Genomic DNA, 17,510 nt, shown 5'->3' with positions numbered 1-17,510 from the left:
CGGCTTTAGCTCACATGATTGCGCTCGACAGTCAGATGCGCATAGCCGGCATTGCCTGATGAGGCGAGATCGCCGGTCACCGGCTCGGCCCAGCGGTGGCCGACGATCGCGCCGTTTTGGGCGCCGTCGATGACATTGTCGGAGATGACCGCCGTCCCGGCGCCCTCGACCACGGTGACGGCGATGCCGGTTCCGGCCTTGCGAATGATGTTGGCGGTAGCGACCACATTGCGCATGAACGGCCCCCAGCCGATGTGCATGCCGTAGAGCGGCGCATTCTCGACGACGTTGCCGGAGACCGTGGTATCGGCCTCAACGCTGATGCCGACGCCGAAACCTGGCGCATCTGCAGGGTAGGGGCCGCTGGTCGAGAGATTGCGGACGATGTTTCCGGAACACACGCCCATGCGGCCGCCCTCGTTGAAATTGACGATGGAGATGCCGTTGGCGGCGCCATCGACGATGTTGTTGCTGACGATCGCTCCCTCGAAGGAGAATTCGGAATAGAGCGCGGTTTCGCTGGACCGCGAACAGGTGTTGCCGGTGATGTGCAGATTGCTGGCGCTGTTGGCGCGGATCGCCGAAAACGCGCAGTCCGAGACGATATTGCCCGAGATGACGACGTTGCCGGCGCGGAACGCATTGATGCCGTTGCCGTTCTGGCCGGTTCCCCCGCTACGCGCCTGAATGCGTTCTACGCGGTTGCCGCTGACGATGGTGCCGTCCTCGGCCGCTTGCCAGCGGTGCACCAGGATACCGCCATTGGCGCAGTCGGACACGGTGTTGCCTGATATCTCCAGGCCGGCGGCTTCGACCGAATAGATTCCCGCGTCGGCCGCGCCCGATATTTCCGAGCGCTCGATGCGGCCCGCAGCGTGCTCGAGCGCCAGGCCGCTCTTGCCGCTGCCTGATATCTGGCAATTGTCGATGACAAGGTGAGCGACGCGGCGGAGGTCGAGCAGGCCTTGCGCGTAATCGCCCATCCAGCGGTTGGTGCCGTCGAACACTAGCCCGGTGAATTCGATGTGCCCGGCCTGTTCGGCCATGAGCAGATGGCCGTTGCCGCCATAGACGATCCGCGATGCGCCCGGCACGCCGGAAAGCCTGACGCGGCTGGGCAGCGACAGGTTGGATACGACATAGGTTCCCGGCGGCAGGAACACCGGCATGTCGCGTTCGTTTGCGTCGCGCAGCAGCCTGGCGAAGGCCTTGCTCTGGTCGTCAAGCGCGCCAGGCCGCACGCCGAGGTCGGCAGCGTTGATCGAGCCGCGCATCGAGGCAATGTCGATTCCGGGCAGGCTGCCCGCAGCTGCCTTGCCGAGCGAGAGGCCCAGGACGGCAAAGCCGGCGGTTCGTGCGAGAAATTTTCGTCTGTTCAACATCGGCACAGATCCCCAGCGTTCGGCCGTCGCGCCGCAGGAATCGTGCCAGACCGGATCGGCCGATCCGGTTTGCCGGCAATAGCTTGTGAAGTCGCCGCGCGAGGCATAAGCTCGACTGATGAGCAGAGCGTTCACGCGCGAAGAGGATAGCGAAAACGCCATCGCCGGCATCGGCGAGCGGCCGATCAGTCAGCACCGCAATCTGGTGACGCAACGCGGCCTGGCGCTGATCGACGCCGAACTGGCGGCCCTGCGTGATGATCTGGCCAGAGCGGAAAAGAGGGCCGACCGCGAGCGTATCGCGCTCATTTCGCGCGACCTGCGCTACTGGACCGCGCGGCGTGAAAGCGCCGAGCTGTCCGTGCCGGAATCGGGCAGCAATTTGGTTCGCTTCGGCATGGGCGTCACGCTGGAAGGCGATGACGGCAGGAAGGTACACTGGAAGATTGTCGGCGAGGATGAGGCCGATCCGGGCAAGGGCACAATTTCCCATGTTTCACCGATGGCCCTGGCCTTGTTCGGCAAGAAGGTGGGCGAAATTGCCGTGGTGAACGGCAAGGAATGGGAGATTGTGAAGCTGACTGCCAGTTAGGCCTCGACCTTGACGACATAGTCGCGGAAGAACGCTGCCGCGCCAGCCTCGTCGATCTCGCCGGCCGCGACCATCATGACCAGTTGAATGATGTCCGCCTGCTCGGCTTCGATGCTTAGCCCATTGAAATAAAGAAAAAGATCGGCTGCGGCAAAAGCGGTGCGCTTGTTGCCGTCGACGAATGGATTCTTGGCGATGCCGAAAAGATAAGCGGATGCCAGCTCGCAGAGGTCGGGTTCGCCATAGATCTCCCTCTCCGGGGTCAGCCGACCTGCAGCAGCCGGTCCATCAGCCGATCCGCCGCTTCCGGAATGACCGTGCCAGGCGGGTAGATTTCGGTGGCACCTGCCTGACGGACCGCATCGTAATCCTGCGGCGGGATGACACCGCCGGCGACGATCAGCATATCGTCGCGGCCGAGCTTCTTCAGCGCGTCCTTGAGTTCGGGAATGAGCGTCAAATGTCCTGCCGCTAGCGACGAGGCGCCGATGATATGCACGTCGTGCTCGACCGCGAGCCTGGCGATCTCCTCCGGCGTCTGGAACATCGGCCCAACGGTGACGTCGAAGCCGAGATCGGCAAAGGCCGTGGCGATGACCTTCTGGCCGCGATCGTGGCCGTCCTGTCCCATCTTGGCGACGAGAATGCGCGGCTTGCCGCCGGACTTCTCCTCGAATGCCACGATCTTGTCCTGCAGGCGGTCGACCACGGGATTGTCGCCGAGCGCCTTGCGATAGACGCCGGAGATCGTCTGGACCGAGGCGACATGACGGCCGAAAACCTTTTCCAGAGCCAGCGAAATCTCGCCGACCGTGGCGTTGGCGCGCGCGGCGCGAATGGCGAACTCCAGCAGATTTTCGCCGCTCTCCGCGGCCCGGCTCAGCGCACCCAGTGCGCTCTCGACGGCGCCGACATCGCGCGTGCCTTTCAGCCGTTGCAGTTTCGACAATTGCCGGGCTCTGACTTCGGCATTGTCGATCTTCAGCACGTCGACTTTGATATCCGTCTCGGGACGATGGGCGTTGACGCCGACCAGTATCTGCTCGCCGGAATCGATCCGCGCCTGCGTGCGCGCGGCAGCCTCTTCGATGCGCAGCTTCGGTATGTTTTTCTCGGTTGCGACGGCCATGCCGCCCAGGCTCTCGACCTCTTGGATATGGGCAAGCGCGCGCGCCGCCAGATCATGCGTCAGCCGTTCGAGATAGGCAGAGCCTCCCCACGGGTCGATGATGCGGGTGGTGCCGGATTCCTTTTGCAGGATGAGCTGTGTGTTGCGGGCGATGCGGGCCGAATAGTCGGTCGGCAGCGCCATCGCCTCGTCGAAGGAGTTGGTGTGCAGCGATTGCGTATGACCCTGCGTCGCCGCCATCGCCTCGATCATGGTGCGGATGATGTTGTTGTAAGGATCCTGCGCCGTCAGCGACCAGCCCGAAGTCTGGCAATGGGCTCGCAGCGACAGCGAGCGCTCGTCCTTCGGCAAGAAGTTCTTCAGCATCAGGGTCGACCACAAACGGCGGGCTGCCCTCAGCTTGGCGACCTCCATGAAGAAGTTCATGCCGATCGCCCAGAAGAAGGAAAGGCGCGGCGCGAAACGGTCGATATCGAGACCCGCCGCGACACCGGCGCGGGCATATTCGATGCCGTCGGCGATCGTGTAGGCGAGCTCGAGGTCGGCGGTCGCCCCTGCTTCCTGCATGTGATAGCCGGAGATCGAAATCGAATTGAACTTCGGCATGTGCTGCGACGTGTAGGAGAAGATGTCGGACACGATCCGCATCGAAGGCTTTGGCGGATAGATGTAGGTGTTGCGCACCATGAACTCTTTCAGAATGTCGTTCTGAATGGTTCCGGCGAGGTCCTTCTGCGCAACGCCCTGTTCTTCCGCCGCCACGATGTAGAGCGCCATGATCGGCAGCACCGCGCCGTTCATCGTCATCGACACCGTCATCTCGTCAAGCGGGATGCCGTCGAAGAGCTGGCGCATGTCGAGGATGGAATCTATGGCGACGCCCGCCATGCCGACATCACCGGCAACACGCGGATGATCGCTGTCGTAGCCGCGATGCGTGGCGAGGTCGAAAGCGACCGACAGTCCCTTCTGGCCGGCTGCAAGGTTGCGCCGGTAAAAGGCGTTCGACTCTTCCGCCGTCGAGAAGCCGGCATATTGCCTGATCGTCCAGGGCTGCTGGACATACATGGTCGGGTAGGGGCCGCGCACGAATGGCGGCAGGCCCGGATAAGTGTCGAGATGCGGCAACCCCTTGAGGTCGCCCTGGTTGTACAGATGCTTGATGGCCAGTCCTTCCGGGGTCATCCGCTGGCCCTTGACCTCGATCGGCGCCCGGCGCGGCGCCGACCAGCCGATTTGGCTAAAGTCCGGGATCATGGCGCTGCTCCGATCGATTGATCGAGGCGGATCGGAAACAGCGGCTCGCACACCGCCACGCCCTCGGTGACGGCAGGCCGCCGCTCCGCCGCCAGCGTTGCGACCGGACGTTCGGTCTTCGAAGGGTGAAGCGTCGTGCCGATGATGGCCCGCTCGCCCGCTTGATAGGCAGCATTGCGGCGGGCGGAGGCCGCCTGAACTCGTTTCTGGATGTGTCCTTGCTCCAGGCTGGACAGCACGCCGCCTTCCGCCTCGATCCGCTGGAATTCTTCCCACGCCGCTTCGCCGAGTTCGGCGGTCAGCGCTTCAACGGCGCCCGAACCGCAAGCAGGGTCGGCGACATGATCGATATGGCTTTCGTTGGACATGATCAGTTGCGTATTGCGGGCGACACGGCGGGCAAAGCCCGTCGGCAGGCCATGCGCGATCGTATGCGGCAGGATGGAGATCGAATCCGCCCCGCCGGCTGCCGCGGCAAAAGCGGCGATCGTGGTGCGCAGGATGTTTGTCTCCGGGTCCGCCGAAGTCATCATGCGGAAGGAGGTCTCGGCATGGATGTTGGCGGTGGACGCGGCGATCGAACATGCCTCCTGGACCCGCGCCCACAGCCTGCGCAGGGCCCTGACTTTGGCCATCGACACGAACTGGTCCTGGTCGACGCTGAGCGCGAAGCCGATATGGGGCGCCGCATAGACAAGCGGCTGGCGCGCCTCCTCGAACATCCTAAGATAGGAGACCGCCGAAGCCATCATGGTGCCCAGCTCCTGCGCTTCGGTGGCGCCGGCATTGTGGAAGACGCGTCCGTCTGCCTCCAGCAGGACCCCGGGCACGCCCATCGAGAAAAAATGCGCCAGGGACTGCGGCATCGACGCCTGCAGGGCCTCGATCGACATGCGCAACCGGCCGGTTCCGGCAAAGATCGCCGCCGGATCGATACCGAAGGACAGGTTGAGCTTTGCCGGGTCTGACCGGCGCTTGCTCAAGAACGCAACCAGCCAGTCGGCCACGGCGCGGCTCCAGGGATGCGCGTCGATGCGAACCTGGATGCGGTTGAGCGGCACGCCGTCGAGCACGGTCTCCAGCGCCTCGGCAGTCCTCGGCAGGCCGTAGCCGAACGCATTCGGCGCGCCTTCGAAAACAAGCGACAATCCGGTGGCGCCCTGTGCGACGTCTTCCAGGGCCTGGGCTTTGGCGCGGCCGATATCCGGATCATCGATACGCTGGCTGACGATCCACGGCGAACTGGGATTTGCCCGCGCCAGAGGCTCTGCGGTGACCGAACGGTCGTAGAGCGGTTCGATGCGGATGCCATCGTCCGTATGGGATACGAGCTTTTCCTCGAAGGATCCGCCGGCCAAGGCTTTTTCCGCAAGGCCCAGCCACCGCTGCCGGTCAGGGTTCGGAAGTTCGGCATCGTGGTTCAAGGCACCGGCGCCCATCCGCTCTCCTCGTCTTCTCGGCCGATAGGCCTGGAACGTCAGTCTACGGTTCCCCGTCCCATATCACAATGCAACACGCGTCCTGCGACAATGAACCGTCAACCGATTGCCAAACATGCGCAAAATCCGCAAGCTCCAAAAACTCAATTTCGACCATGGCCATTGTCGCTGCGCAATGGCGTCATTATACCTGCGGCGAGCCCCGCTACTTTCAATAGACCAAGGCTTCAACACTTCAGGTTTGCGGAGACCGGACACATGGCTGACAACACCAGTATTTTCATAGGAGCCAGCCGAAAGCCCGACGACAGCTACCAGCGCGCCGAAAATCTGCTGCTTCAGTATGGCAATCGTCACGGCCTGGTCACCGGTGCGACCGGTACTGGCAAGACCGTGAGCTTGCAGATTTTGGCGGAAGGTTTCTCCAATGCCGGCGTGCCGGTCTTCTGCGCCGACATCAAAGGCGACCTGTCCGGTATCGCCATGATGGGCACGCCACAGGATTTTCTGGTCAGGCGTGCGGAGCAGGTCAAGCTCGATCCCTATGATTTCCAGGAATTTCCGGTCATCTTCTGGGACTTGTTCGGCGAGCAGGGCCATCCGATCCGCGCCACCGTCTCGGAAATGGGGCCTCTGCTTCTGTCGCGCCTGATGAACCTCTCCGAGGCGCAGGAAGGCATCATGAACATCGCCTTCCGCATCGCCGACGAGGAAGGCCTGTTGCTGCTGGACCTGAAGGACCTGCAAGCGCTTCTTGCCAACATCGCAGAACGCGCCGAAGAAATCGGCGCTCGCTACGGCAACGTGACCAAGCCCTCGGTCGGCGCGATCCAGCGCACGCTGCTGGTTCTGGAACAGCAGGGAGCGACGAATTTCTTCGGCGAGCCGGCACTACGGATCGCCGACATCATGCGCACCACGCGCGACGGCCGCGGCGCCATCAGCGTGCTGGCTGCCGACAAGCTGATGATGAATCCCCGGCTCTATGCGACATTCCTTTTGTGGCTGATGTCGGAACTGTTCGAGGAACTGCCCGAAGTCGGCGATCCCGACAAGCCGAAGCTGGTCTTCTTCTTCGACGAGGCGCACCTTCTGTTCGATGATGCGCCGAAGGTGCTGATCGACCGCGTCGAACAGGTGGTCCGCCTGATCCGTTCGAAGGGCGTCGGCGTTTACTTCGTCACCCAGAATCCGCTGGATATCCCCGAAACGGTTCTGGCCCAGCTCGGCAACCGGGTGCAGCACGCCTTGCGCGCCTACACGCCGCGGGAGCAGAAGGCCGTGAGAACCGCCGCCGGGACCTTCAGGCCAAATCCCGACTTCGACTGTGCAACCGTGATCACGCAGCTCGGCACCGGAGAGGCGCTGGTCTCGACTCTGGAAGCCAAAGGTGTTCCGTCCATGGTCCAGCGTACGCTGGTTCGCCCGCCGTCTTCACGCCTTGGCCCGATTACGCCTGACGAGCGCCGCAAGCTGATCACTGAGAGCCCGGTTAGCGGGCAATACGACCAAACCATCGATCGTGAATCGGCTTTCGAGATGCTGCAGAAAAAAGCCAAGGACGCTCTCGACGCAGAGGCGCAGCAGCAGGAGAGCGGCCGCTCACGCTGGACTATCCCAGGCTTCGGCGATGACGATTCCGTCCCCCAACCCACCGGCGGCAGGCGGGCACCGGCGCCGCGATCGTCCAATCGCCAGACGGTGGCGGAGGCGGCGATCAAATCGGTGGTTCGCTCGGTCGGCTCGTCCGTGGGCCGGGCGATTGTGAGGGGTATCCTCGGCAGTCTGGCAAGAGGGCGCTGACAGTATTGGACCTCGGTTTGAGAATATCCGATGCTCAAGCAAGAGCATCGGGTTCAGAGGTACGCCGGCCGCTCCAGCGCTTTCGACCAGCTCAGAAGATCGAGTCCGAGATCGACCTTGCCGGGCCGAGCAGGATCGATCCTTCCGGGACGCCCGCATCGATTGGAATGGCTTTGCGGTCTGCCGTGGCAACCAGTTCCTGACCGACACCGGCGGTAACGATCACCGGCGTCTTGTTGGGCACACGGTCATAAAGGTCGATAATGTCCTGATTTATCAAGCGAACGCACCCAGATGACACCGATTTGCCTATGGAAAACCACTCCGGCGACCCGTGTAGGCGGTAAAGCGTGTCCTCGTTGCCCTCGAAGAGATACAGCGCCCGCGCTCCGAGCGGATTGGTGAGCCCGCCGGGCATGCCGCCATTCTCGGCGCTGTATTTTGCGTGCTCTGGCTGGCGGGCGATCATTTCGGCCGGCGGCGTCCATTTCGGCCACTTCTGCTTCCACTGGACGACGGCATCGCCAGACCATTCGAAACCGGCGCGACCCAGCCCGACCCCATAACGAATGGCTTGTCCGCCCGGACGCACGAGATAGAGGTGGTGGCCGGCCGTATCGACGACGATGGTGCCTGGCGCTTGGCCGGTCGGATCGGGAACGATCTGACGCAGAAATTGCTCGTCGATTTTCTCGTAGGGTATGCCCGGCAGCTCGAACCCACCGTCGCTGACCGGACCGTACATTGTTGCATAGTCCATGAGCGGCGGCTCGACATTGGCTGGCGGCGGCGGCTCGACCGGCCGGCCTGCCGTCGTGGTGCAGGCGGAAACCGCAATCGAGGCGACGCCTAGCGCAGCGGCGTTGAGAAAGCCGCGACGGCTCAGGCGATAGGGGTCGATTTCGGTTGTGGACATCGTTGCCTTTTTTAAGTCTCATATCGAAACAGAACATGAATACGCCAATCAGTACGGCGCGCCAGCCCTACCAATGCGTGGCGCGATAGGCGGTTCCGATTCTGGCCTGAGGGTGAACAAACAAAGGCAAAGCTGTGACGGTTCAGCCCCTGTTGCGCCGAGGCAACACGCCCACAGCGCCGGGCGTCAGCAAAGGACGCTGTAGCACGTTTGTTTTGCGCGTGATCCTTTCCAAGGATCGATTCCGATTTGAGGTCATCCGTCAGCCTCCGGCCAGCAGGCCTTCGAGCGAGGGCAGGATCAGGGCCGGGGGAAAGTCCCGGTATTCCTCGGGCTGGTTGGAACGGTTGATCCAGACTGTCCGGAAGCCGAATTTGGTGGCGCCGGCGACGTCCCAGCGGTTGGATGACTGAAACGACACCGCACCCGGATAGAGACGCCAGCCTGTCGTGACCATGTCGTAGACCGACGGATCGGCCTTGAAGCGCTTGACGGCCTCGACGGAATAGATGTCGTCCAGAACCTGGTCGAGCGCGGCCGATTTGACCGCCGCTTCCAGCATTTCAGGCGAGCCGTTGGAGAGGATCGCCAGCTTGGCGCCCGACGCCTTGAGCGCCTTGAGCACGGCCGGCACCTCCGGATAGCAGTCCAGCCGCCAATAGGCGTCGAGCAGCTTGGCCCTCAGCCCCTTGTCCGCGGAGGGAACCTTGCGCAAGGCGAAATCCAGCGCCTGTTCGGTGAGTTGCCAGAAATCGGCATGGGCGCCCATCAGCGTCCTCACCCAGGAATATTCCAGTTGCTTGGCCCGCCAGATCTCCGACAGGAGCTGGCCGTCCGGCCCGATCTGGTCGGCATGACGGCGCACGGCGGCATGGACATCGAACAGCGTGCCGTAGGCGTCGAAAACGTAAGCCGCATGGTGCATGGTGACAGTTTTGCGGCGAGGCAAGGCGAGGCGCAAGCCCAGATTGCAGTTCGCATGCCGCTGGCCTTAACAAATCTCAGCCATTTCAGTTGACGGCAGACGCCAAAGCATCTTCCAATGGGGGGACAGGACAGCTTTTAAAACGCGGAACCAAGCGATGACACTGGCGGCTGCGGCGCAATCCGCGACATGGACCTTCGTGGATGGCGACTGGTATGAAGGCAATGTCGCCATTCTGGGGCCGCGCAGCCATGCCATGTGGCTCGGCACCAGCGTGTTCGACGGCGCCCGCTGGTTCGAGGGCGTCGCCCCCGACCTCGACCGCCACGCCGCGAGGGTGAACGCCTCGGCGATCGCGCTTGGTCTCAAACCATCCATGAGTGCCGAAAAGATCGTCGGGCTGACCTGGGACGGGCTGAAGAAGTTCGACGGCAAGACGGCGGTGTATATAAGGCCGATGTACTGGGCCGAGCATGGCGGCTATATGGGCGTGCCGGCAGATCCGGCCTCGACCCGTTTCTGCCTTTGCCTCTACGAATCGCCAATGATCTCGCCGGCGGGCTTTTCGGTCACCGTCTCGCCGTTCCGGCGTCCAACCATCGAAACCATGCCGACCAACGCCAAGGCCGGCTGCCTCTATCCCAACAATGGTCGTGCCATCCTCGAAGCCAAGATGCGCGGCTTCGACAATGCCCTGGTGCTCGACATGCTGGGCAATGTCGCCGAGACCGGAACCTCGAACATTTTCCTGGTCAAGGACGGCCATGTCCTGACGCCGGCGCCAAACGGCACGTTCTTGTCCGGCATCACCCGCTCGAGGACGATGACGCTGCTTGGCGAGTATGGGTTCAAGACCACCGAGAAGACGCTGTCGGTGCGCGACTTCCTCGAAGCAGACGAGATATTCTCGACGGGAAACCATTCGAAAGTCGTGCCGGTCACCCGCATCGAGGATCGCAATCTCCAGCCTGGGCCTGTAGCCAAGAAGGCGCGCGAACTCTACTGGGATTGGGCCCATTCGACTTCGACCGGCTGACTGGCGAAAAAGCGAACCGGCGCTTCATTCCGGAGTTGCTCCATATCAATCCAGACCTATGTTAGTCCGGTATCGCACCGGATTTTTCCACGAGGAGTACGACCGATGGCTTTTGAACTGCCTGCCTTGCCCTATGACTACGAGGCCTTGCAGCCTTACATGTCGAAGGAGACGCTGGAGTATCACCACGACAAGCACCACAAGGCCTATGTCGACAACGGCAACAAGCTGGCTGCCGAAGCTGGGCTCGGCGATTTGTCGGTCGAAGAGGTTGTGAAACAGTCCTTTGGCAAGAACCCCGGGCTCTTCAACAATGCCGGCCAGCATTACAACCACATTCATTTCTGGAAGTGGATGAAGAAGGGCGGCGGCGGCAACAAATTGCCGGGCGCGCTGCAAAAGGCGTTCGACAGTGACCTCGGCGGCTACGACAAGTTCAAGGCCGACTTCATCGCCGCCGGAACCACCCAGTTCGGTTCAGGCTGGGCCTGGGTTTCGGTCAAGGACGGCAAGCTGGCGATCTCGAAGACGCCGAACGGCGAGAATCCGCTGGTCCATGGCGCGACGCCGATCCTGGGCGTCGATGTCTGGGAGCACTCCTATTACATCGACTATCGCAACGCCCGGCCGAAATATCTCGAAGCCTTCGTCGACAGTCTCATCAACTGGGACCATGTCCTCGAGCTCTACGAAAAGGCGTAGGCCTAACTGAGTTGCAGAAAAGCCCCGGTAAAACCGGGGCTTTTCTTTTGGCTCAAGATCGGCCGCCCTTTTTCAGCACAGAACGACTGTCGCAAAAAATTCACACAAGCGTGAGGCGAATTTCCGGAATTTTTAAGCCAATTTTGCCGTTATCGATCAGTGCCGACCATCCGAAACGTCTTCACCATGGAGCCAATTGAATGAGAAAGCTTATCCTCGCCATCTCGACGCTCGCCTTCGCCGGTTCGGCGGCATTCGCCGATCCGATCCAGGAGCGCCAGGCCCTGATGAAGGAACGCGGAAAGATCGCCGGCCAATTGTCGAAAGTGGTCAAGGGCGAGGCCGCCTATGACGCCGCGGCCGTGCTGGTGGCGTTGAAGGCGCTGCAGGCCAACGCCGAGAAATTCCATGCAAACGTCGAGACCCTTTTCCCGGCTGGCAGTGAAACCGGCGACACCACCGCTGCCCCCAAGATCTGGGAGGATATGGCCGGCTTCAAGGCGATTGAGGAAAAATATCTCGCCGACGTCAAGGCTGCGGCGGCCGCCGCCCCGGCCGATGTCGATGCCTTGAAGGCGGGGTTCAACACCATAGGCGGCGATTGTGGCACCTGCCACCAGACATACAGGATAAAGAAGGGCTGATCGCGGGCGATGCGCCTGCTGAAAAAGCTCGTCGGCGCCGCCCCCGTTCTGGGCGCCGCCGGCGCTGTCGCCGGCTGGGTCCTGTCGGCGCCGGTCAGGCTAGACACTGAGACCCTGGCGCAGCTCGGCCCCGGCGATGCCGCCAGGGGCAAGCGCATTTTTTATGCCGGAGGCTGCACATCGTGCCATGCGAAGCCAGGTTCACAAGGCGATGCCCGCCTTCAACTTGCAGGCGGTCTCGAACTCAAGACGCCGTTCGGCACCTTCGTGCCACCGAACATTTCGCAGGATGCCAAGGACGGTATCGGCGCCTGGTCGGTCGAAGACCTCGCCAACGCCATGATGAAGGGAGTGTCGCCGAGCGGCGAGCATTTCTATCCGGCGTTTCCTTATGCATCCTACGCGCGCATGAAGCCGGCCGACATTGCCGATCTCCATGCCTTCATGAGAACGCTTCCGGCGGTCGCCGGCAAGGCGCCGGCCAATTCGCTGGGATTCCCGTTCAACATCCGTCGCGGTATCGGGCTGTGGAAACGTCTCTATTTGAGTGACCAGCCGGTGGTTTCCTTCCCCGAGGGCACGCCGGATCCGGTGATGGCCGGCCGCTACCTGGTCGAAGGGCCGGGCCATTGCGGCGAATGCCACACGCCGCGTGATTTTGCTGGCGGCACCAGGAAGAGCGAGTGGCTGGCCGGAGCCACTGCTGCCGAAGGCAGCGGCATCGTGCCGAACATTACTTCGGGTGAGGGCGGGCTTAGTGACTGGTTGGAGGCTGACATCGCCAACTTTCTCGAGACCGGCTTCACGCCGGATTTCGATTCCGTCGGTGGCGCCATGGTCGACGTGCAGAGAAACATGGCCCAACTCACGCCCGAGGACCGGGCGGCGATATCAGCCTATCTGAAGGCCATACCGCCGCATCCCAATGGCTATCCGGCGCGCAAGCAGCCTTCGAGCTGACACGAAAACCGAACGGGATGGCGGTGCGTCAGCGGTCGCCGAGGAAATCGAAGCCGGCTTCGAAGAAATGATTGTAGTTGCAGGTCATTTCCTCGCCGGGCGCGATGTCGCGCGACGCATACGTCTCCTCGGGCGAGGAGACGTCGCAATTCGGGTCATCGGCATGGTTCATGTAGCGTGCGTCGTCGGCTTCGAAGACGATGTAGTTCGGGTCGCGCCGGTCGGGATAAGAATAGCGATCGAGATAGGCTTTGATCGGCCCGGTTTCGCGCTCATAGGTCTCGACGGGAATGCGTCGGTCGTAATTGGGATCGAGCTTCCAAACCAGAGTGCCACGGGGAATGTGGTTCTTGGCAAAGACTCCGATGCCCTGGATACGCGATTTGTCGAGATAGACGTCGACGAGCAACATGGCAGACCTTTGGCGTGACTGGATGATTTTGGTGGCGCGGCTGCGAAAAGCCGCGCATTGGGTAGCGCGCGGCCATCGCAATTGCGAGCGGAAAATCAGCCAGGCCGTGACCGGAAATTGGAATCGATTTTCCGCAGGGGATCGTGCGCAAGATCAAGCTCCTACAGCGCCCTTTGCGCGTCCAAAGGGTGGGTGCCGCTGGTGGTGGCAAGGTCGGCCTTGCCCGCCACCTTCAGCGCAAACGCGTAGGTGAAGGCGATTTCCTCAAGCCTGGAAAACCGGCCGGATGCGCCGGCATGGCCGGAGTCCATGTTGATCTTGAACAGCACCGGATTGTCGCCGGTCTTGCGGTCGCGCAGCCGCGCCACCCACTTGGCCGGCTCCCAATAGGTGACACGCGGGTCGGTGAGACCGGCAAGCGCCAGAATCGGCGGATAGTCGAGCGCGGCGACATTGTCATAGGGGGAGTAGGCGGCGATCGTTCGGTAGTCCTCCTCCGAAGCGATCGGATTGCCCCATTCGGGCCATTCCGGCGGCGTCAGCGGCAAGGTCGCATCGAGCATGGTGGTGAGCACGTCGACGAACGGAACCTCGGCGACAATGCCGCCGAAGCATTCCGGCGCCATGTTGGCAATCGCGCCCATCAGCAGGCCGCCGGCCGAGCCGCCCTGAGCGACGATGCGGTCATGTTGCGTATAGCGTTCGGCGACGAGGTGTTGGGCGACCGCGACAAAATCGGTGAACGTGTTCATCTTGTGCGTCCGCTTGCCGTCATCATGCCAGCCATAGCCCTTGTCCTTGCCGCCGCGGACATGGGCAATCGCGTAGACGAAGCCGCGGTCGACCAGCGAAAACAAATTGGTGTTAAAGGCGGCCGGGACTGTGATGCCGTAGGAGCCGTAGCCGTAAAGCAGGCAAGGCGCTGATCCGTCGAGCGGCGTGTCGCGATGGTGGATGAGCGAGATCGGCACCAGTTCGCCGTCGGCGGCGGGAGCCATCAGCCGCCGTGTCACATAATGGTCCGGGTCGTGACCGGACGGAACTTCCTGCGTCTTCAGCAGCACGCGCTCGCGGGTCCGCATGTTGTAGTCGAAGATCTGCGCCGGCGTTGTCATGGACGAGTAGGAAAAGCGCATGATCTCGGTGTCGTATTCATAAGATCCCGACAGGCCGAGCGAGAAGGCTTCCTCGTCGAAGGAGATGAGGTGTTCCTCGCCGCTCTTGCGGTCATGCACGACGATGCGCGGCAGGCCTTCCTTGCGCTCAAGCCTGACCATATGGTCCTTGAAGCCGATCACCGAAAGGATCAGCCGGCCCGCTTCGTGCGGCACCAGTTCCTGCCAGTTGGCGCGCACCGGGTCGTTCGCCGGCGCCGTCATGATCTTGAAATCCTTGGCGCCGTCGGCGTTGGTGAGAATGAAGAAGATATCGCCGCCTTCTTCGAGGTCGTATTGCAGGCCGGTCTCGCGCGCCGAAACCAGCTTCGGTTCGGCGAACGGCTCGCTGGCGCTCATGATGCGATATTCAGAGGTCTCGTGGTCGTTGATGCCGACCATGATCCACTCGTTGGAGCGCGTGCCGCCGACATTCATGAAGAAGCCCGGATCGGTTTCTTCGTAGATCAGCCGGTCGTTCTCAGGACTGTCGCCAAGGGCATGGAACAGCACCTTGGAAGGACGGTGGTTGGGATCGAGGCGGGTGTAGAAAAATCCGTCATTGTCAGCATTCCATACGCCGCCGCCACCGGTAGCCGGGATCCTATCCGGCAACTCCTTGCGGTCGGCGAGATCGCGGACGCGAAGCGTGTAGAATTCGGAACCCTTGTCGTCGAAGGCCCAGAGAAGCTTGCGGTGGTCGGTCGAATGGTCGACACCGCCGAGGCGGAAATAGGCCTTGCCTTCGGCCTCGAGATCGCCGTCGAGGAGGATCTGCTGGTCACCGCCATCGCGCGGCGTGCGGAAATAACGCGGCTGCTCGCCGCCAAGCTTGAAAGATGAGCCATAGGCGTACGGCCCATCCTTCATCGGCACGGAAGAGTCGTCTTCCTTGATGCGGCCCTTCATCTCCTTGAAAAGCTGCTTCCGCAACTGGGCGGTGTCGGCCATCCACGCCGCCTGATAGGCGTTTTCGGCTTCGAGATGGGCGCGGATTTGGGCGTCGAGCAGGGACGGATCCCTGAACATCTCTTGCCAATTGTCGGCTCTCAGCCAGGCATAGTCGTCCGTCCGGGTTACTCCATGATGCAGATCGAAGACCGGCCGCTTCTCGGGTTGTGGCGGGCTGACAGTCGGAAATGCTGGGGTTCGGGTCATTGCGTCTCGCTGGGAAGTTATTTGAATGGAGAATGAACACGCCGATCAGCGCAGGTTCAAGAGCCGGAGTATATGTTTTGCGCTGGGCTCCAGAAGATGAGCCGGAGGAGAGAGAAAAATGAAATTCCGTTTTCGCGCTGTCGCGGCTTTCGTCGTCGCTTCGACAGTTTTGGCCTTTACCGGCCAATCTCATGCAACCGTGTTCGCAGCTTGGCAAGTGACCAACGTTCCGTTTGGCGACACGCTCAACGTGCGCAAGTACCCGGCGGGGTCTTCCCAGAAGCAGGCCGCCTATCCCAACGGTGCCGTTTTGCAGATGACCGGGAAATGCACCGGGGGCATAAACCTGCTCGACATCGCCAAGCAGCCGGTTTGGAAGCAGGAACAGAAGATCCGCTATCGCTGGTGCGAAGTCTGGCATGATCCGGCACACAACGGCAATTTTGTCATCGGCTGGGTCTACGGAAAATACATTACCCCACATTGATGGATCGGCGGCGATCCGCGGCGCGCTGATTTCTGGTTTGTTTGCAAACAGCAAATCGCAACCTATGGTTTTGCAGATTCTGAAAACAACCAGATAGCCTGCGCCACAACCAAGCATAGCCAAGCATTGAGAGCTTTTTACTGGCCATCGAGGATGTAACGGCAGCCCGACGGGCGTCAGCCGTTGCTGGTCGGACCAGAAAATATCGCAAAATTACAGAGTGCACGAAAGGTTGAAGCTGATCGTGGAATATTTTATTAACATCGATGAATACAGCGCAAGAAGCGAATTGACTTACTTGATTCACTGGCTCATTAGGATGTTGTGACGCGAATCGCAGAGGCTCTTTCCTGCAAAAATTTCGCGCGATGCCCGACCTGTCAAAAATAGGGCGCGGATAGAAACAACTCTCGTTGGGGTCATGAAGCCATGGATATTATCGAAACACCTTCCAGAAATAGTGATGCGCTGATCGAGTTGACGGCCGACGTCGTGGCCGCCTATGTCAGCAACAATCCGGTGCCGGTCGGCGAGCTGCCGAGCCTCATCGCCGATGTCCATGCCGCCCTCGGGCGCGTGGGCGGGACCAGTGAACAACCTCCTGCCGACAAGCAGAAGCCGGCAGTAAACCCGAAACGCTCCGTCCATGACGACTACATCGTCTGTCTTGAAGACGGCAAGAAGTTCAAGTCGCTGAAGCGCCATTTGATGACCCACTACGGTCTGACGCCCGACGAGTATCGTGAAAAATGGGGCCTGGACGCAAGCTATCCGATGGTTGCTCCCAACTATGCTGCCGCTCGCTCCCAACTCGCCAAGAAGATGGGTCTCGGCCGCAAGCGCAAGGGACGCTGATATCGGCTCTTCCCAACGTGGGTTGAACGATCAACGGCGCCTCCGGGCGCCGTTTTGCTTTGGAGGCATTGCTGGAGCAATCGATACGCCTTGCCCGAGGTGCGGGGCTCACTGCCGTGCGGGGGGAAATCGCGCGCTGTTGTCTAATCAGGCGGTCTGCCTCAACGCCGCCTCGGCGTCGCGCTTAATGCGCTTGACCATGGAACGAAGACCATTGGCGCGTTGCGGCGACAGGTGTTCGTCGAGGCCAAGTGCCTTCAGTGTCGCTTCCGCGTCGGTCTTCTGGATCTCGCTGGCCGGTCGTCTGGAAAACAGCGCCAGCATGATAGCGACGAGGCCGCGCACGATATGGGCGTCCGAATCACCGGCGAAGGTGACGACTGGATCGGGACCCGGTCCATATTCGGTTGTCAGCCAGACCTGGCTGACGCAGCCGGGCACCTTGTTGGCGGCGTTGCGTTCCTCATCGGGAAATGGCGGCAGGGCCTCGCCCAGTTCGATCACATAGCGGTAGCGGTCTTCCCACTCGTCAAGCAGGGAGAAGTCGTCGCGGATCGTTTGGATCGTCGTGGTCATCACCTCGGATATAGTCGTCCGGCGACGCCGCGTCACGGAAAAAGAGGAAAAACACCATAGGCGTCGAGGTGCGGACGGCCTGC

The 17,510-nt window shown here is 61.6% G+C and carries 16 protein-coding genes and 1 pseudogene; 8 read left to right on the top strand and 9 right to left on the bottom strand.

Translation table 11 applies throughout. From position 1 onward, the window contains the following. Positions 1 to 5: 5 nt before the first annotated feature. Entirely contained in the window at positions 6 to 1,382 is a 1,377-nt protein-coding gene (locus tag A9K68_RS23265; protein ID WP_065010404.1) for a TIGR03808 family TAT-translocated repetitive protein, read from the bottom strand. Positions 1,383 to 1,500: 118 nt separating this feature from the next. Here A9K68_RS23265 and A9K68_RS23260 point away from each other — a divergent pair, with 118 nt between their 5' ends. Further along, positions 1,501 to 1,974 carry a GreA/GreB family elongation factor gene (locus tag A9K68_RS23260; RefSeq protein WP_029354644.1) on the top strand — a complete coding sequence of 158 codons (474 nt, stop codon included), beginning with the start codon at positions 1,501 to 1,503 and terminating at the stop codon, positions 1,972 to 1,974. Here A9K68_RS23260 and A9K68_RS23255 read toward each other — a convergent pair. The 3 genes and pseudogenes from A9K68_RS23255 to A9K68_RS23245 all read right to left on the bottom strand — a co-directional run. Then, positions 1,971 to 2,228: pseudogene (locus A9K68_RS23255) on the bottom strand (type II toxin-antitoxin system death-on-curing family toxin); the annotation flags it as partial. The gene A9K68_RS23260 and the pseudogene A9K68_RS23255 overlap by 4 nt on opposite strands. Before the next feature lie 8 nt (positions 2,229 to 2,236). Beyond that, the gene (gene scpA / locus A9K68_RS23250; RefSeq protein ID WP_065010405.1) at positions 2,237 to 4,360 is read right to left on the bottom strand and encodes a methylmalonyl-CoA mutase; all 2,124 of its coding nucleotides are present in this window, start codon (positions 4,358 to 4,360) and stop codon (positions 2,237 to 2,239) included. Continuing rightward, positions 4,357 to 5,799 (bottom strand): methylmalonyl-CoA mutase subunit beta, encoded by a 1,443-nt coding sequence (locus A9K68_RS23245; protein WP_065010406.1) that lies wholly within the window; start codon positions 5,797 to 5,799, stop codon positions 4,357 to 4,359. Before A9K68_RS23245 ends, scpA begins: the two co-directional genes overlap by 4 nt. A 258-nt stretch (positions 5,800 to 6,057) precedes the next feature. Here A9K68_RS23245 and A9K68_RS23240 point away from each other — a divergent pair, with 258 nt between their 5' ends. Then, the gene (locus A9K68_RS23240; protein WP_065010407.1) at positions 6,058 to 7,602 is read left to right on the top strand and encodes a helicase HerA-like C-terminal domain-containing protein; all 1,545 of its coding nucleotides are present in this window, start codon (positions 6,058 to 6,060) and stop codon (positions 7,600 to 7,602) included. 91 nt (positions 7,603 to 7,693) lie between these two features. Here the strand turns inward: A9K68_RS23240 and A9K68_RS23235 are convergent, their stop codons facing one another. Together A9K68_RS23235 and A9K68_RS23230 are read right to left on the bottom strand one after the other, a co-directional pair. Next, on the bottom strand, positions 7,694 to 8,518 hold the full coding sequence (locus A9K68_RS23235) for a L,D-transpeptidase (RefSeq protein ID WP_065010408.1): 825 nt from the start codon (positions 8,516 to 8,518) through the stop codon (positions 7,694 to 7,696). A 262-nt stretch (positions 8,519 to 8,780) separates the two neighbouring features. Then, complete coding sequence (locus tag A9K68_RS23230) at positions 8,781 to 9,443, bottom strand: haloacid dehalogenase type II (RefSeq protein ID WP_065010409.1); 663 nt, start codon at positions 9,441 to 9,443, stop codon at positions 8,781 to 8,783. Between the two features lie 157 nt (positions 9,444 to 9,600). Between A9K68_RS23230 and A9K68_RS23225 the strand changes: the two genes are divergently transcribed. From A9K68_RS23225 to A9K68_RS23210, 4 genes are all read left to right on the top strand, one after another. Continuing rightward, positions 9,601 to 10,479 carry a branched-chain amino acid aminotransferase gene (locus A9K68_RS23225; protein ID WP_065010410.1) on the top strand — a complete coding sequence of 293 codons (879 nt, stop codon included), beginning with the start codon at positions 9,601 to 9,603 and terminating at the stop codon, positions 10,477 to 10,479. Positions 10,480 to 10,584: 105 nt separating this feature from the next. After that, complete coding sequence (locus tag A9K68_RS23220; RefSeq protein WP_029354634.1) at positions 10,585 to 11,181, top strand: superoxide dismutase; 597 nt, start codon at positions 10,585 to 10,587, stop codon at positions 11,179 to 11,181. A gap of 200 nt (positions 11,182 to 11,381) precedes the next feature. Then, a complete protein-coding gene (locus tag A9K68_RS23215) occupies positions 11,382 to 11,825 on the top strand; it encodes a cytochrome c (RefSeq protein WP_065010411.1) in 444 nt (147 codons plus the stop codon). A gap of 9 nt (positions 11,826 to 11,834) precedes the next feature. Further along, positions 11,835 to 12,785, top strand: a complete 951-nt coding sequence (locus tag A9K68_RS23210) for a cytochrome c (RefSeq protein WP_065010412.1) — start codon at positions 11,835 to 11,837, stop codon at positions 12,783 to 12,785. 28 nt (positions 12,786 to 12,813) lie between these two features. Here A9K68_RS23210 and A9K68_RS23205 read toward each other — a convergent pair whose 3' ends face one another. Then, on the bottom strand, positions 12,814 to 13,197 hold the full coding sequence (locus tag A9K68_RS23205; protein ID WP_029354629.1) for an SET domain-containing protein-lysine N-methyltransferase: 384 nt from the start codon (positions 13,195 to 13,197) through the stop codon (positions 12,814 to 12,816). A 161-nt stretch (positions 13,198 to 13,358) separates the two neighbouring features. Continuing rightward, positions 13,359 to 15,509: a S9 family peptidase gene (locus A9K68_RS23200; RefSeq protein ID WP_065010413.1), complete on the bottom strand. Its 2,151-nt coding sequence runs from the start codon at positions 15,507 to 15,509 to the stop codon at positions 13,359 to 13,361. Between the two features lie 118 nt (positions 15,510 to 15,627). Here A9K68_RS23200 and A9K68_RS23195 point away from each other — a divergent pair, with 118 nt between their 5' ends. Further along, positions 15,628 to 15,996 (top strand): hypothetical protein, encoded by a 369-nt coding sequence (locus A9K68_RS23195; RefSeq protein ID WP_065010414.1) that lies wholly within the window; start codon positions 15,628 to 15,630, stop codon positions 15,994 to 15,996. A gap of 429 nt (positions 15,997 to 16,425) precedes the next feature. Then, entirely contained in the window at positions 16,426 to 16,851 is a 426-nt protein-coding gene (locus A9K68_RS23190) for a MucR family transcriptional regulator (RefSeq protein WP_029354623.1), read from the top strand. A gap of 147 nt (positions 16,852 to 16,998) precedes the next feature. Here the strand turns inward: A9K68_RS23190 and A9K68_RS23185 are convergent, their stop codons facing one another. Next, positions 16,999 to 17,427, bottom strand: coding sequence for a SufE family protein (locus A9K68_RS23185; RefSeq protein WP_065010477.1), 429 nt, complete (start codon positions 17,425 to 17,427; stop codon positions 16,999 to 17,001). Positions 17,428 to 17,510: the final 83 nt, after the last annotated feature.

This window comes from Mesorhizobium sp. AA22 (assembly GCF_001672375.2).
Classification (GTDB): domain Bacteria; phylum Pseudomonadota; class Alphaproteobacteria; order Rhizobiales; family Rhizobiaceae; genus Mesorhizobium; species Mesorhizobium wenxiniae.
Note: the sequence above shows the minus strand (reverse complement) of the source record. Positions and strands in the feature narration are given on the sequence as shown.